Consider the following 13158-nt stretch of genomic DNA (forward strand, 5'->3'; position numbering starts at 1 on the left):
CCGCCCGCGCGTCCCAGCCGCAATGCCGGCCGTCCGGGCGACGATCGCCGCCAGTCGGGCAAGCTCACGGTCAACCGTGCGCTTGGCGACAATGACGGCGCCCGTGCCCGCTCGCTCGCTGCGCTGAAGCGTGCCCGCGAGAAGGAAAACCGCCGCATGGGCGGCCCGCGCGAGCCGCAGGCCAAGCAGGTCCGCGACGTGCAGGTGCCGGAAGCGATCACCGTCCAGGAACTCGCCAACCGCATGGCCGAAAAGGGCGCGGATCTGGTCAAGACGCTGTTCAAGATGGGCATGCCCGTCACCATGACGCAGACGATCGACCAGGACACGGCCGAGCTGCTGGTGACCGAATTCGGCCACAACATCGTCCGCGTTTCGGATTCGGATGTCGATCTGGCGACCGACACCGCCGAGGACGCCCCGGAGACGCTGAAGCCGCGTCCGCCGGTCGTGACCATCATGGGCCATGTCGATCACGGCAAGACCTCGCTGCTCGACGCGCTGCGCGGCACCGATGTGGTGCGCGGCGAAGCCGGTGGCATCACCCAGCATATCGGCGCCTATCAGGTCACGCTGAAGGACAAGTCGAAGATCACCTTCCTCGACACGCCGGGCCACGAGGCCTTCACCGAAATGCGCGCGCGCGGTGCCAATGTCACCGATATCGTCGTGCTGGTGGTGGCCGCGGACGACGGGCTGATGCCGCAGACTATCGAGGCGATCAACCACACCAAGGCGGCCGGCGTGCCGATGATCGTGGCGATCAACAAGATCGACAAGCACGAAGCCAATGCCCAGCGCGTCCGCGAGCGTCTGCTCGAACATGACGTGCAGGTCGAAGCCATGGGCGGCGACACGCAGGACGTCGAAGTCTCCGCGCTCAAGAAGACCGGTCTCGACGAGCTGATCGAGAAGATCCAGCTCCAGGCCGAACTGCTCGAGCTGAAGGCCAATCCCGATCGCGCCGCCGAAGGCACGGTGATCGAAGCCAAGCTCGACAAGGGCCGCGGTCCGGTCGCGACCGTGCTGGTGACCCGTGGCACCCTGAAGGTCGGCGACGTGTTCGTCATCGGCGCCGAGAGCGGCAAGGTCCGTGCGCTGGTCGATGACAAGGGCCGCCAGATGAAGGAAGCCGGTCCCTCGATGCCGGTCGAGGTGCTCGGCCTTTCGGGCGTGCCGATGGCGGGCGATCCGCTGCAGGTCGTCGAGAATGAAGCGCGTGCCCGCGAAGTCGCCGCCTATCGCGCCGGCGTCATCCAGACCAAGCGTACCACCAACACCCCCGCCAGCCTCGAGAGCATGTTCAGTGCGCTCAAGGAAAAGCAGGCGATGGAATATCCGCTGGTCATCAAGGCGGATACCCAGGGTACGGTCGAGGCGATCATCGGCTCGCTCAACAAGATCTCGACCGACGATATCCGCGTGCGCATCCTGCACTCGGGCGTCGGCGGCATCACCGAGAGCGACGTGAACGTGGCCGCGGCCTCGGGCGCGCCGATCATCGGCTTCAACGTTCGTCCGAATGCCAAGGCGCGCGAAATCGCCGACCGGCACAAGGTGGCGCTGAAATATTACGACGTGATCTACGATCTGACGGACGAAATCCGCGCCGGCATGGCCGGCCAGCTCGGCCCCGAAGCGTTCGAAACCGTCGTCGGCCGCGCCGAGATCCGCGAAGTCTTCTCGGCAGGCAAGACCGGCAAGGCCGCCGGTCTGCTGGTCACCGAAGGCGCGATCCGCAAGGCGCTCAAGGCACGTATCACCCGCGAGGATGTCATCATCTATCAGGGCGAAATCGCGTCGCTGCGCCGCTTCAAGGACGATGTGGCCGAAGTCCGCGCGGGCCTGGAATGCGGTGTGACGTTCACGCAGAACTTCACCGACATCAAGCCGGGCGACTATCTCGAAACCTTCGAGGTCGAACTGCGCGAACGGACGCTGTGATAATTCCCTCTCCCCTCCGGGGAGAGGGTGGCTGAGCGAAGCGAGGCCGGGAGAGGGGCAGTGTCGGCAGTACGCAACTGCCCCTCTCCCCGGCCCTCTCCCCGGAGGGGAGAGGGAGAAGAAACATGAAACACGTCGAAACCCCCGAGAACCGCTCCGTCCGCCTGCTCAAGGTGGGGGAACAGGTGCGTCACGTCCTCTCGGACATCCTTCAGCGCGGCGATGTGCATGACGATGTGCTGGCGAAGCACCTCGTCTCGATCACCGAAGTCCGCATGTCGCCCGACCTGAAGCACGCCACCGTCTTCGTGAAGCCGCTGCTCGGCAAGGACGAGGACGTGGTGCTCAAGGCGCTGCGCACCAACACCGCCTATCTCCAGCGCGAAGTCGCCGGCCGGGTGAACACCAAATACGCCGCCAAGCTGAAATTCCTCGCCGACGAGAGCTTCGACGAAGGCAGCCGCATCGACCAGATCCTGCGCGATCCCAAAGTGGCGCGCGATCTGGGGGATGAGGAAGGCGACGCCGAATAACATCTTCCGTCACCCCGGCCGAAGTGCCGGGGTCCACCGGGAGGCGAGGGAGAAGTAAGGCCCAAGTTCAGCCAGTGAGGCACAGTGGACCCCGGCACTTCGGCCGGGGTGACGATATGGGAGACCAAGGGTGATCCTTCGCAACTTCTTCGCTTGCCTCGCACTCCTCCTGATAGCACCGCTCGCGGCCGCCCAGGACGCGGCACCGCAGGACCAGCCCGGCCTGATCGTCCGCGCGGGCGAAAGCTGGATCTTCTCCATCAAGGATGGCCAGCCCGCCGATCCGCGCAAGGTCGCCGATGATGCCAAACCCGCCAAGGGCGAGCTGATGGTCACCCTCGATATCGCCGGCGCCACCGTGATGACGGTCGCCAACAATGACGAAGGCTGGTGGAACTATCGCGCCTTTATCGTCGTGAAGCCCGGCCACAAGGGCAACCGCACCAGCACCTGCACGCTGATGAACGGCGGCCGGGAAGCATTCGAGCAATGGCCCGAGGCTATCGCCGCGATCCGCCTCGCCGATTTCACGCCTGCCGGGGACGGCGATCTGCGCTGCGGATAGCCCCGCGCCGCTCGGCACAGCAACAGAACCGCCCGGCATTTCAGGTCAGCACTGCTGACCTTGTTGCGCGCGCCGTTGAAATTTTATAACAAGGCTCCAAAGCGAGTCCCCGTGCGTTTGCCGGGGGACAATCAAAGGTTCGGAGAGTCCATGACGGTCGAGCGCGATCGATCCAATTTGCCGCCGCTTTCGCTGCACGTGCCGGAACCCAAATTCCGTCCCGGCGATGCGGTCGATTTCGGCGAGATCGAGGTGCCACCCGCGGGCGCGCAGCGGCGGCCGGATACGGCGGACAAGGCGCAAACCTTCCACGAGCTGGCCTATACGCTGGTCCGCGTGCTGGACGAGGATGGCCACGCCGTCGGCCCCTGGGACCCCAAGCTCGATCCGGACACGCTCCGCAAGATGCTTCGCAGCATGGCGCTGGTCCGCGCGTTCGACGAGCGCATGTTCCGCGCCCAGCGTCAGGGCAAGACCAGCTTCTATATGAAGTCCACCGGCGAGGAGGCTGTGTCGGTCGGCGCCGCCTCGGCGCTTGCCTATGACGACATGTGCTTCCCCAGCTATCGCCAGCAGGGCATCCTGCTGACGCGCGGCTGGTCCCTCGTCGACATGATGAACCAGATCTATTCGAACAAGGGCGACCGGCTTCAGGGCCGCCAGCTGCCGATCATGTATTCGGTGAAGGAAGCCGGTTTCTTCTCGATCTCGGGCAACCTGACGACTCAGTATCCGCAGGCAGTGGGCTGGGCGATGGCCAGCGCCGCCAAGGGCGACAGCCGCATCGCCGCCACCTGGTGCGGCGAAGGATCGACGGCGGAGGGCGACTTCCACTCCGCGCTCACCTTCGCGACCGTCTATCGCGCGCCGGTGATCTTCAACGTCGTCAACAATCAATGGGCGATCTCGTCCTTCTCCGGTTTCGCCGGGGCCGAGGCGACCACCTTCGCGGCGCGCGCGATCGGCTATGGCATCGCGGGCATCCGGGTGGACGGCAACGACATCCTCGCCGTCTATGCCGCGACGCAGTGGGCGGCCGAGCGCGCGCGGACCAATCAGGGCCCGACCCTGATCGAGCATTTCACCTATCGCGTCGAAGGCCATTCGACCTCCGACGACCCGACCCAGTACCGCTCGGCCGGCGAGCCGACCGCATGGCCGATGGGCGATCCGGTGGTGCGGCTCAAGAACCACCTGATTGGCCTCGGCGAATGGGATGAGGAGCGCCACGCCGCGCAGGATCTCGAACTCGCCGAGGAGGTGAAGCGCGCGCAGAAGGAAGCCGAGAAGAACGGCATCCTCGGCCACGGCATGCACCAGCCGTTCGAGACCATGTTCGAAGGGGTGTTCGAAGAGACGCCCTGGCATCTGAAGGAACAATGCCAGCAGATGCTGGACGAGCAGAAGGCGGCGGGCCTGTGAGCGGCGACATGCTGAGCGGCGCGATCGATAGCGATTGGGGCGCGGAGGAAGGCGCCACCGTCCGCATGAACATGATCCAGGCGATTAACTCCGCCATGGACGTGATGATGGCGCGCGATGCGGGCGTCGTCGTGATGGGCGAGGATGTCGGCTATTTCGGCGGCGTGTTCCGCGCGACCGCGGGCCTTCAGGCCAAATATGGCAAGACCCGCGTGTTCGACACGCCGATCACCGAATGCGGCATCATCGGCGTCGCGGTCGGCATGGGCGCCTATGGCCTGCGCCCGGTGCCCGAGATCCAGTTCGCCGACTATATCTATCCGGCACTCGACCAGCTCGTCAGCGAAGCGGCGCGCCTGCGTTATCGTTCGGCGGGCGAGTTCATCGCGCCGATCACCGTGCGCTCGCCCTTCGGCGGCGGCATCTTCGGTGGGCAGACGCACAGCCAGTCGCCCGAGGGCATCTTCACCCATGTCTCGGGCCTGAAGACGGTCATCCCTTCGACCCCGTACGACGCCAAAGGCCTGCTGATCGCCGCGATCGAGGATAATGATCCGACGATCTTCTTCGAGCCGAAGCGCATCTATAACGGCCCGTTCCACGGCCATTATGATCGCCCGGCCAGCACCTGGGCCGGCCATCCCGGCGGCGAGGTGCCGCAGGGCTATTACAAGATCCCGCTGGGCAAGGCGGCGGTCGTCCGCGAAGGCGCCGACGTCACTATCCTCTGCTACGGAGCGATGGTCCATGTGGTCGCTTCGACGATCGAGGAGCTGGGCAATGTGGATGCGGAGATCGTCGATCTGCGCACGCTCCTGCCGCTCGATATCGAGACGATCGAAGCATCGGTGAAGAAGACCGGCCGCTGCATGATCGTCCATGAAGCGACCCGCACCGCGGGCTTCGGCGCCGAACTCGCCGCCCTCGTCCAGGAGCGCTGCTTCTATCATCTGGAGGCGCCGATCGAGCGCGTCACCGGCTTCGACACGCCCTATCCGCATTCGCTGGAATGGGCCTATTTCCCCGGGCCTGTCCGCATCGGGGAAGCACTCAAGAAGATCATGAGGACCTGATGGCACGTTTCAGCTTCCGCCTGCCGGATATCGGCGAAGGCATTGCCGAGGCCGAGATCGTCGAGTGGCACGTGAAGATCGGCGATCGCGTCGAGGAAGACGGCCGCCTTGCCGACATGATGACCGACAAGGCGACGGTGGAGATGGAGTCCCCGGTGGCGGGCACGGTGATCGAGCTGGCCGGCGAGGTCGGTGACCAGATCGCGATCGGATCGACGCTGGTGGTGATCGAGACCGAGGGTGAAGACGCACCTGCTGTAGAACCCGAAGTCGAGCAGCAGGTGGCGGCGGAAACGCCCGGCGTCGAGGAAGCCGCTCCGGCCGAAGCTGACCCGGCACCAACGCCAGCTCCCGAACCGGTCGCGGCACCCGCTCCGGCGCCCGCACCTGTCCCAGCTTCGGCCCCGGCTTCGGACAAGCACGCCCTCGCTTCCCCCGCGGTGCGTCAGCGCGCCAAGGATCTCGGCATCGATCTCGCCACGGTGAAGACCGAGTCCGACCGCGTCCGCCACGCCGATCTCGACGCCTATCTCCGCTACAGCAGCGGCCAGGGCTATCATGCCCCGCACGCCAGCCGCGCCCGCGAGGATGAAGCGATCAAGGTCATCGGCATGCGCCGCAAGATCGCCGAGAACATGCAGGCGGCGAAGCGCAACATCCCGCACTTCACCTATGTCGACGAGATCGACGTGACCGCGCTGGAATCGATGCGCGCCGACCTGAACGACAATCGCGGCAACCGGCCCAAGCTGACCATGCTGCCGCTGATGATCGTCGCGATCTGCCGCAGCCTGCCGCAATTCCCGATGCTCAATGCCCGCTATGACGATGAGGGTGGCGTGGTGACGCGCTCGGGCCGTGTCCATATGGGCATGGCGACGCAGACCGATGCGGGCCTGACCGTCCCCGTCATCCGCGACGCGCAGGACAAGAATGTGTGGCAGCTCGCCAGCGAGATCACCCGCCTCGCCGAAGCCGCGCGCGCCAGCAAGCTGAAGCCCGAGGAAATGGGTGGCGGCACCATCACCATCACCTCGCTCGGCCCGCTCGGCGGCATCGCGACCACCCCGGTGATCAACCGCCCCGAAGTCGCGATCATCGGCCCGAACAAGATCGTCGAGCGCCCGGTATTCCAGGGCGACGATATCGTCCGCGCCAAGCTGATGAACCTGTCGATCAGCTGCGATCACCGCGTGGTCGATGGCTGGGATGCGGCGTCTTACGTTCAGGCGCTGAAGAAGCTGCTGGAGACGCCGGTTTTGCTCTTCGCGGATTGACCTTCACCCCGTCTGGCATCTGTCACATCCCCGCGCTAACCGCATGGGCATGCATTTCGACCTGATCCAGTCGCTCAGCCTCGCGGGCGACGCCGCCGTCCCCAATGACGATCGCGCCGGCGCGGGCGAGATGCGGGCATGGGTGATCGACGGCGCCACCGATCTCGGCCCGCCCGGGCTGGTCGGCCCGCGCGGCGGCGCGGCATGGCTGTCGAGCGAAGCCCATCTCGCCTTCGCCACCACCCCGGATGCCCCGGTCGAAGCCATGTCGCGCGCGGTCGGCATGCATCTCGCCGCCGCGTTCGAGGCAGCCCGCACCCGCGAGCCCGAGGGCCGCTGGGAACTCCCCCTCGCCTCGTTCCTTGCCGCGCGCATTGCGGGCAGCAAACTCGAAGCCGCATGGCTCGGCGATTGCGTCGCGTTGCTGGGATCTGGCGAAACAACCGTCCGCCTCGGCCCGGTCCGCGAGACCCGCGATGCCGAGGCCGAGCTTGCCGCCAGCCTCGCCAGCCATGGCCTTGGCGCACCCAAGAAAAGCGAGCCGATCCTCGCATCGCTCAAGGAACGCCGCGGCCGCCCCGGCATCCGCGTCCTCTCGGTCGATCCGGTCACCATGGCGGAGATCGATACCGCCGCCACGCCCTGCGCGCCCGGCGACGATCTGCTGCTGATGACCGATGGCTTCGCGGCCCTGGTCGATAGCTATGGCGCCTATGACGAAGCCGGGCTGATGGCCGCGGTCCGCGCCAGTGGCCTCGCCGCGCTCGCCGCCGAATTGCGTGCGATCGAAACGGGCGACGACTTCGCCCGCTTCCCCCGCTTCAAGCGCTCCGACGATGCCACCGCCCTCTGGCTGCGGATCGCCGGATAAGGCTCAGGGCATCCGGATGCCCATGTTGAACGCCCCGCTCTCGCGGATCGCCTTGTTGAACACCTGATTATATTCGACGCGCAGCTTGCCGTGGCGCTCGGCCGCGACCCGCATTTCCTCCAGATCGGCCGGGCTGGTGAACAGGAACATATAGCCCCCGGCCTTCCAGTTGCCGCGCTTCAGGATGGTGCAGCGGATGCGCCATTCGTCGAACATCTTCGCCTGGATCTCGGCCAGCTCGGTCAGCCGCGTCGCGCCGCCATGCGCGGTGACGGTCTTCAGCAGCCGTGCCTTCTCGTCCTCGGGCAGCCACATCGCTTCCGCCTGTGCCTTCAGGTCGGCGGCGCGCTTGGTCTGGCGCTTGGCGAAATCGCGCACCAGCGGCTTGCCCTTGTCGGCCCGCTCGCAATTCTCCAGCACGCTCGGATCCTCCTGCGTGCGATAGCCGTCATTGAGAATCTCGAGGTCGAGATTGCCGATCTGACCCTCGGTCTTGTTCATGTCGTCCGACGTCGCCTTGAAGAAATCGACGAACATCTTCGAGATCGGCCCGGCGCGCTCGGCCTTTTCGGGCAGCGCGGGGCGGCCGTTCGGATCCAGCTTGATATTGTTGAACGCCTCGACATCGTTTTTCATCGCCGCATGGGAACGCGCGATGCAGCGGTCGAGCGTGCCGACGCCCGCGACCCAGATCAGCGCGAACGAGGCCAGCTTCCAGCCCATGCTGGCATGCTTGATCGTCACGAACCAGGCGATGCCCCACAGAATCGCCGCGGCCAGCGTGCCCACGCCAACCGTCACCAGCCGCGCCATCGTGCCTTCCAGCGGCGGGATCGGCGAGAAGATGGTGATGCCGATGATCGCCGCCACCGCAAAGAACACCGCGACCAAAGGCTGCCCCTCGGGCGCCTCCTCCACGTCCGGAAATTCCTCGATCGTCCCGGGTGTCGCGTCCGTCATTGATTCCCCCCTCGTCCCGCCGTCTTTTCTAGCGGGCCGCGCGCGGCGCGCAATCGCGGGCGGGCAAAAGCCGGGCAGGTTTCCCGTCCCATAGCGATCCTTGCTTGCCTCACCGCCACCCGCGCGCGAAGGCCCGTACCATGCCAACGACCATGTCCGAACGCACCGCCGGCTTCGCCCTGGGCGTCGGCGCCTATATCTCGTGGGGGGTGCTGCCGCTCTATCTGCGGCTGCTGAAAGGCGTTCCCGCAGCGCAGGTGCTCGCGCATCGCGTGCTGTGGTCGCTGGTGCTGCTGCTCGGGCTGATCTTCGTGCTCAAGCGCGGGCGTGCGCTGATCGCCGCGGCGCGCGGGCGCACCTTGCTGCTGCTGGTCGGCAGCGCGACGCTGATCGGAATCAACTGGCTGATCTATATCTGGGCGGCGATGAATGGCCATCTGCTCGAGGCGAGTCTGGGCTATTTCATCAATCCGCTGATCAATGTCGCGCTGGGCATGGCGGTGCTGGGCGAACGCATCCGGCGCTGGCAGGGCGTGGCCCTGAGCATCGCCGCAGCCGGCGTCGTGGTGATGGCGGTGGGCGGCGGCGGCGCGATCTGGATCTCGCTGCTGCTCGCGACCACCTTCGCTTTGTACGGCCTGTTGCGCAAGGTGATGGCGATGGACGCGCTGGGCGGCCTCACCATCGAAACGCTGATGATCGCGCCGTTCGCCATCGCGATCCTGATCAACGCGTCGCAGACCGGCACCAGTGGCTGGGGCCAGTCGCTCTGGCTCGATGTGCTGCTGGCGCTGGCAGGCATCGTCACCGCGATACCGCTGCTGATGTTCGCCGCCGCCGCGCGCCGCATGCCGCTCTCCACGCTCGGCCTGCTTCAGTATATCTCGCCTACTCTTCAGTTCAGCGTGGCTGTACTCGTCTTCCGTGAAGCCCTGCATGTCGAGAACCTGATCACCTTCGCGCTGATCTGGGCCGGCTGCGCGCTCTATGCGTGGGACGGGCTGCGCAGCACGCGGGCGGCGGCGATGGTGCCCGCCGAACATTAAACCAATCGGTTGACTATTTCAGGCGTGCGGCGTAATTCAACCACATGGTTGAACAACGACTCGACGCCACCTTCCACGCTCTCGCCGATCCGACGCGGCGCGGGATGCTGGCCACCCTCGCGCTCGGCGAAAAGAGCATCGGCGAACTTGCCGAGCCGTTCGCGATGAGCTTCGCCGGCGCTTCCAAGCATGTGAAGGTGCTGGAAGGCGCAGGCCTCATCGCGCGCCGCAAGGTCGGCCGCACCCAGCTCTGCACGTTGCAGGCCGGCCCGCTCGCCGAAGCCGACAAATGGCTGAAGCAATGGGAGCAGTTCTGGAACGTCCGCCTCGACCGGCTCGAACAGCTCATCGCTGCCGATGCCAAGGAGAAGCGGCAATGAGCGCACCGGTGATCCTTACCATCGTCCGCGATTTCGCCGCCGCGCCCGAACGCGTGTTCGACGCGTGGCTCGATCCCGCCGATGCCGGCCGCTTCCTGTTCGCCACGCCCGATGGCGAGATGGTGAAGGTCGAGATCGACGCCCGCGTCGGCGGCCATGCCAGCATCGTCGAGCGCCGCCCCTCGGGCGATGCCGCCCACCGGCTGCGCTACGAAGTGATCGACCGGCCCCGCCGTCTCGTCTTCCTTTTCGCTGCCGACCCGGCCGAAGAAGGCGAATGGACCCGGGTGACGATCGACATCGTTGCGAAAGGTGCGGGCTGCACGCTGACCCTCACTCACGAAATGGACCCGCAATGGGCCGCCTACGAACAACAGACGCGGTCGGGCTGGACGATGATCCTCGCCAGCCTGTCGCGCACGCTTGGAGAAGATTGATGATCATGACCGGCAGCGACACGATCACCGCGCAGGAACTGCGCTTCGAACGCCTGCTCGATGCGCCGCCCGAAACGGTGTGGGGCTATCTGACCGATCCCGAACTGCGCGCGATGTGGTTCATGGGCGGCGAGATCGAGCCGCAGGCGGGCGGCAAGATCTACATGACCTTCGACCATGATCGCCTGTCCGACGGCGATGCGCCGATGCCCGAGAAATATGCGCAGAACCGCGGCAAGAAATGGTTCGAGACGATCACCGTCTGGGAGCCTCCGCGCCGCCTCGCCTATAGCTGGGACAATGGCGACGCCGGTACGGTGACCTTCGACCTGGAGCCGGAAGGCGCGGACCGCACCCGGCTGGTGCTGGTGCATAGCGGGCTGCGCGGGCCGCAGGACGCGAAGAATTTCGGCGGCGGCTGGGGCAGCCATCTCGCGGTGCTGGTCAAGCGCATCCGCGGCGAGCATGTCGAGAATTTCTGGACACTGCACGCCGAAGCCGAAGCGAAGGCCGCGGCGGCGCTGGACTAGCGGGACGCACCCGGCACCCCATATCGGCTCGCAAAGGAGACCAATGTGTCCGAACGAGCCGTGCGGGTGCCGGGGCCCGACCATCCGATCTCGATTGCACCGAGCGGCGCCCATGTGATCGTTCGTGCCGCCGGGAGGGTCATCGCCGACACCCGCCGCGCACTCGTGCTGCGCGAGGCGAGCTACCCGCCGGTCTTCTACATTCCCCGCGAAGACGCCGACATGGCCGCGTTGAAACGCAGCACCCACGCCAGCTGGTGCCCGTACAAGGGCGAGGCCTCCTATTATTCGGTCGCGGACGGCACCGCCAATGCAGTGTGGACCTACGAGACCCCGCACGAGGCGGTGGCGGAAATCCTCGGCCATCTGGCCTTCTATCCCGACCGCGTCGATGCGATCGAGGTCGGCTAGTCGCTGAACACCGGTGCCCGCTTCTGCATATTCGCCATCACCGCTTCCATCTGGTTCGGCGTGCGCAGCAGTGCGGCCTGCTCGAGGCTCTCGGCCATCAGGATCGCCGCGGCATCACCCTCATGCCCGGCCAGCCGCTTCGCAGCCCGAACCGCCTGCGGATTGCGTCCAGCAATCGCGCGAGCCAGCGCCATCGCCTCGGCATGCGGATCCCCGGCCAGCCGGGTGACGAAGCCAAACGCCTGCGCCTCCTCCGCGCCGAACTCGCGCGCGGTATAGGCCAGTTCGCGCAGCACATCGTCGCGGACATTGCCGCGCCACAGCGCAAACCCGGCCATGTCGGGCACGATGCCCCACTTGATCTCCATCACCGACAGCCGCGTGTCCGGCGCCGCGATCCGCACGTCCGCGCCGCTGGCGATCTGCAGACCGCCGCCGAACGCGACGCCATGCACCGCCGCGATCACCGGCACCGGCAACCCGCGCCAGCCCCAGGCGACCTGCTGGACGATATTGGCGGGGCCATAGGTGCGCGTGTGGATATCGATCCCCGATCCACCGGTCGCCATGCTCGCCATGTCGAGGCCCGCGCAGAACGCCCGCCCTTCGCCCGAGAGCACCACCGCGCGCAGCCCCGGCATCGCTTCCAGCTCGGCGATCGCGTCGACGATCCCCTGGAACATCGCCGGGTCGATCGCGTTCATCTTGTCCGCGCGCGTCAGCCGCACATCGGCCACGCCATCCTCGACCGCGATCGTCACCCGCTGTTCGCTCACTTGCCTCTCCTTCGCTTTCAGGCATGATTAGGCCAGATCCCGTGCAGGGGACAGAGGAGAGGAAGATGAAGACACTGATCGCGCTCGCCGCTTTACTGGCCACGCCCGCCGCATTCGCCCAGTCCGCGCCCGCGCAGACTGACAGCGCTGCCATGGTGGTGTATGACAAAGGCCTCAGCCCCGGCTGGCAGAACTGGAGCTGGGCACCGACACCGGCGCGCGCAAGCCGATCCTGATGGAGGCGCAGGCCTATGGCGGCCTCTTCCTCCATCATGATCCGTTCAGCACCGCGCCCTATCGCTCGCTCGAGATGATGCTGCAGGTGATCGGCGAACCAGCGCAGGTGCGGATCATGGTCACCGTCGGCGGCAAGCCGATCCAGGACGGCGACAAGGTCGAATATGGCCACCCCGTCGCGAAGATGAAGCTGGTCAAGCTCGCTCCCGGCGGCTGGACCAAGGTGGTGATCCCGCTCGGCGCGCTGGGCGCGGAGAATGTCACCATCGACGGCATCCAGGTGATGAACGACAGCGGCCAGCCCGCGCCGCACATCTATGTGGCGGACATCGTCTTCAGGCCGTGATGCGATAGCCGCGCCGCTTCTCGGTATGGAGCAGCGGCGCGGCGCATCCCCGGTCGAGCTTGGCGCGCAACCGCGAGACATGGACTTCGACCACATTGGTCCCGGGGTCGAACCGCAACCCCCACACCGTGCTCAGCAACTCCATCCGCCCGACGCAGCGTCCGCCCGCGCGGACCAGATAGAGCAGCAGCGCATATTCGCGCGGCAAGAGCGCGATCGCCCGCCCTGCCCGTCGCACCCGCCGCTCGACCGTATCCACCTCCAGTTCGCCGATGCGGATCATGCGCGGCCGCAGCCGGGCCGCGAGCCGCGCGGCGATCTCGCTCACGCTCGCGGGCATCAGCACCGCG

General features: G+C 66.4%; 17 protein-coding genes. 14 read left to right on the forward strand and 3 right to left on the reverse strand.

What is annotated here, in order from left to right:
- From infB to P1X14_RS20190, 7 genes are all read left to right on the forward strand, one after another.
- On the forward strand, positions 1 to 1944 hold a 1944-nt coding region (infB, locus tag P1X14_RS20160; protein WP_277317213.1), incomplete at its 5' end, for a translation initiation factor IF-2.
- A gap of 125 nt (positions 1945 to 2069) precedes the next feature.
- Positions 2070 to 2477 carry a 30S ribosome-binding factor RbfA gene (rbfA, locus tag P1X14_RS20165; RefSeq protein ID WP_277317214.1) on the forward strand — a complete coding sequence of 136 codons (408 nt, stop codon included), beginning with the start codon at positions 2070 to 2072 and terminating at the stop codon, positions 2475 to 2477.
- Positions 2478 to 2607: 130 nt separating this feature from the next.
- Complete coding sequence (locus tag P1X14_RS20170; RefSeq protein WP_277317215.1) at positions 2608 to 3042, forward strand: hypothetical protein; 435 nt, start codon at positions 2608 to 2610, stop codon at positions 3040 to 3042.
- 150 nt (positions 3043 to 3192) lie between these two features.
- A complete protein-coding gene (locus tag P1X14_RS20175) occupies positions 3193 to 4464 on the forward strand; it encodes a 3-methyl-2-oxobutanoate dehydrogenase (2-methylpropanoyl-transferring) subunit alpha (protein WP_277317216.1) in 1272 nt (423 codons plus the stop codon).
- A 65-nt stretch (positions 4465 to 4529) separates the two neighbouring features.
- Positions 4530 to 5537 carry an alpha-ketoacid dehydrogenase subunit beta gene (locus P1X14_RS20180; protein ID WP_277317229.1) on the forward strand — a complete coding sequence of 336 codons (1008 nt, stop codon included), beginning with the start codon at positions 4530 to 4532 and terminating at the stop codon, positions 5535 to 5537.
- A complete protein-coding gene (locus tag P1X14_RS20185; protein ID WP_277317217.1) occupies positions 5537 to 6814 on the forward strand; it encodes a dihydrolipoamide acetyltransferase family protein in 1278 nt (425 codons plus the stop codon). Before P1X14_RS20180 ends, P1X14_RS20185 begins: the two co-directional genes overlap by 1 nt.
- A gap of 49 nt (positions 6815 to 6863) precedes the next feature.
- Complete coding sequence (locus P1X14_RS20190) at positions 6864 to 7685, forward strand: protein phosphatase 2C domain-containing protein (protein ID WP_277317218.1); 822 nt, start codon at positions 6864 to 6866, stop codon at positions 7683 to 7685.
- Positions 7686 to 7688: 3 nt separating this feature from the next.
- Here P1X14_RS20190 and P1X14_RS20195 read toward each other — a convergent pair whose 3' ends face one another.
- Entirely contained in the window at positions 7689 to 8645 is a 957-nt protein-coding gene (locus tag P1X14_RS20195) for a hypothetical protein (protein WP_277317219.1), read from the reverse strand.
- A 140-nt stretch (positions 8646 to 8785) separates the two neighbouring features.
- Here P1X14_RS20195 and rarD point away from each other — a divergent pair, with 140 nt between their 5' ends.
- From rarD to P1X14_RS20220, 5 genes are read left to right on the forward strand one after another with little or no spacing between them, the layout of a single operon-like run.
- On the forward strand, positions 8786 to 9691 hold the full coding sequence (rarD, locus tag P1X14_RS20200; RefSeq protein WP_277317220.1) for an EamA family transporter RarD: 906 nt from the start codon (positions 8786 to 8788) through the stop codon (positions 9689 to 9691).
- A gap of 44 nt (positions 9692 to 9735) precedes the next feature.
- Positions 9736 to 10071: a metalloregulator ArsR/SmtB family transcription factor gene (locus P1X14_RS20205; protein ID WP_277317221.1), complete on the forward strand. Its 336-nt coding sequence runs from the start codon at positions 9736 to 9738 to the stop codon at positions 10069 to 10071.
- Entirely contained in the window at positions 10068 to 10508 is a 441-nt protein-coding gene (locus tag P1X14_RS20210; RefSeq protein WP_277317222.1) for an SRPBCC domain-containing protein, read from the forward strand. Before P1X14_RS20205 ends, P1X14_RS20210 begins: the two co-directional genes overlap by 4 nt.
- Positions 10508 to 11038, forward strand: a complete 531-nt coding sequence (locus P1X14_RS20215) for an SRPBCC family protein (protein ID WP_277317223.1) — start codon at positions 10508 to 10510, stop codon at positions 11036 to 11038. The genes P1X14_RS20210 and P1X14_RS20215 overlap by 1 nt, the downstream gene beginning before the upstream one ends.
- A 45-nt stretch (positions 11039 to 11083) precedes the next feature.
- Positions 11084 to 11449, forward strand: a complete 366-nt coding sequence (locus P1X14_RS20220) for a DUF427 domain-containing protein (protein ID WP_277317224.1) — start codon at positions 11084 to 11086, stop codon at positions 11447 to 11449.
- On the opposite strand, the gene P1X14_RS20225 is transcribed toward P1X14_RS20220, so the two are convergent.
- The gene (locus P1X14_RS20225; protein ID WP_277317225.1) at positions 11446 to 12225 is read right to left on the reverse strand and encodes a crotonase/enoyl-CoA hydratase family protein; all 780 of its coding nucleotides are present in this window, start codon (positions 12223 to 12225) and stop codon (positions 11446 to 11448) included. The genes P1X14_RS20220 and P1X14_RS20225 overlap by 4 nt on opposite strands.
- Before the next feature lie 65 nt (positions 12226 to 12290).
- Here P1X14_RS20225 and P1X14_RS20230 point away from each other — a divergent pair, with 65 nt between their 5' ends.
- Positions 12291 to 12461: a hypothetical protein gene (locus P1X14_RS20230; protein WP_277317226.1), complete on the forward strand. Its 171-nt coding sequence runs from the start codon at positions 12291 to 12293 to the stop codon at positions 12459 to 12461.
- On the forward strand, positions 12461 to 12808 hold the full coding sequence (locus P1X14_RS20235) for a hypothetical protein (RefSeq protein WP_277317227.1): 348 nt from the start codon (positions 12461 to 12463) through the stop codon (positions 12806 to 12808). Before P1X14_RS20230 ends, P1X14_RS20235 begins: the two co-directional genes overlap by 1 nt.
- On the opposite strand, the gene P1X14_RS20240 is transcribed toward P1X14_RS20235, so the two are convergent.
- The coding region (locus P1X14_RS20240) for a winged helix-turn-helix domain-containing protein (protein WP_277317228.1) at positions 12798 to 13158 on the reverse strand (361 nt) is incomplete at its 5' end. The two genes, P1X14_RS20235 and P1X14_RS20240, sit on opposite strands and share 11 nt — an antisense overlap.

Source organism: Sphingomonas sp. AOB5, from assembly GCF_029433115.1.
Taxonomy (GTDB): domain Bacteria; phylum Pseudomonadota; class Alphaproteobacteria; order Sphingomonadales; family Sphingomonadaceae; genus Sphingomonas.

What these genes read in the sequence shown, in the direction of transcription:
- P1X14_RS20210 (WP_277317222.1), top strand. Translation starts at nt 10,068, where the DNA reads ATGAGCGCACCGGTGATCCTTACCATCGTCCGCGATTTCGCCGCCGCG.
- P1X14_RS20195 (WP_277317219.1), bottom strand. Translation starts at nt 8,645, where the DNA reads ATGACGGACGCGACACCCGGGACGATCGAGGAATTTCCGGACGTGGAG.
- P1X14_RS20180 (WP_277317229.1), top strand. Translation starts at nt 4,530, where the DNA reads ATGAACATGATCCAGGCGATTAACTCCGCCATGGACGTGATGATGGCG.
- P1X14_RS20190 (WP_277317218.1), top strand. Translation starts at nt 6,864, where the DNA reads ATGCATTTCGACCTGATCCAGTCGCTCAGCCTCGCGGGCGACGCCGCC.
- rarD (WP_277317220.1), top strand. Translation starts at nt 8,786, where the DNA reads ATGCCAACGACCATGTCCGAACGCACCGCCGGCTTCGCCCTGGGCGTC.
- P1X14_RS20215 (WP_277317223.1), top strand. Translation starts at nt 10,508, where the DNA reads ATGATCATGACCGGCAGCGACACGATCACCGCGCAGGAACTGCGCTTC.
- P1X14_RS20235 (WP_277317227.1), top strand. Translation starts at nt 12,461, where the DNA reads ATGGAGGCGCAGGCCTATGGCGGCCTCTTCCTCCATCATGATCCGTTC.
- P1X14_RS20230 (WP_277317226.1), top strand. Translation starts at nt 12,291, where the DNA reads ATGAAGACACTGATCGCGCTCGCCGCTTTACTGGCCACGCCCGCCGCA.
- rbfA (WP_277317214.1), top strand. Translation starts at nt 2,070, where the DNA reads ATGAAACACGTCGAAACCCCCGAGAACCGCTCCGTCCGCCTGCTCAAG.
- P1X14_RS20205 (WP_277317221.1), top strand. Translation starts at nt 9,736, where the DNA reads ATGGTTGAACAACGACTCGACGCCACCTTCCACGCTCTCGCCGATCCG.
- P1X14_RS20185 (WP_277317217.1), top strand. Translation starts at nt 5,537, where the DNA reads ATGGCACGTTTCAGCTTCCGCCTGCCGGATATCGGCGAAGGCATTGCC.
- P1X14_RS20175 (WP_277317216.1), top strand. Translation starts at nt 3,193, where the DNA reads ATGACGGTCGAGCGCGATCGATCCAATTTGCCGCCGCTTTCGCTGCAC.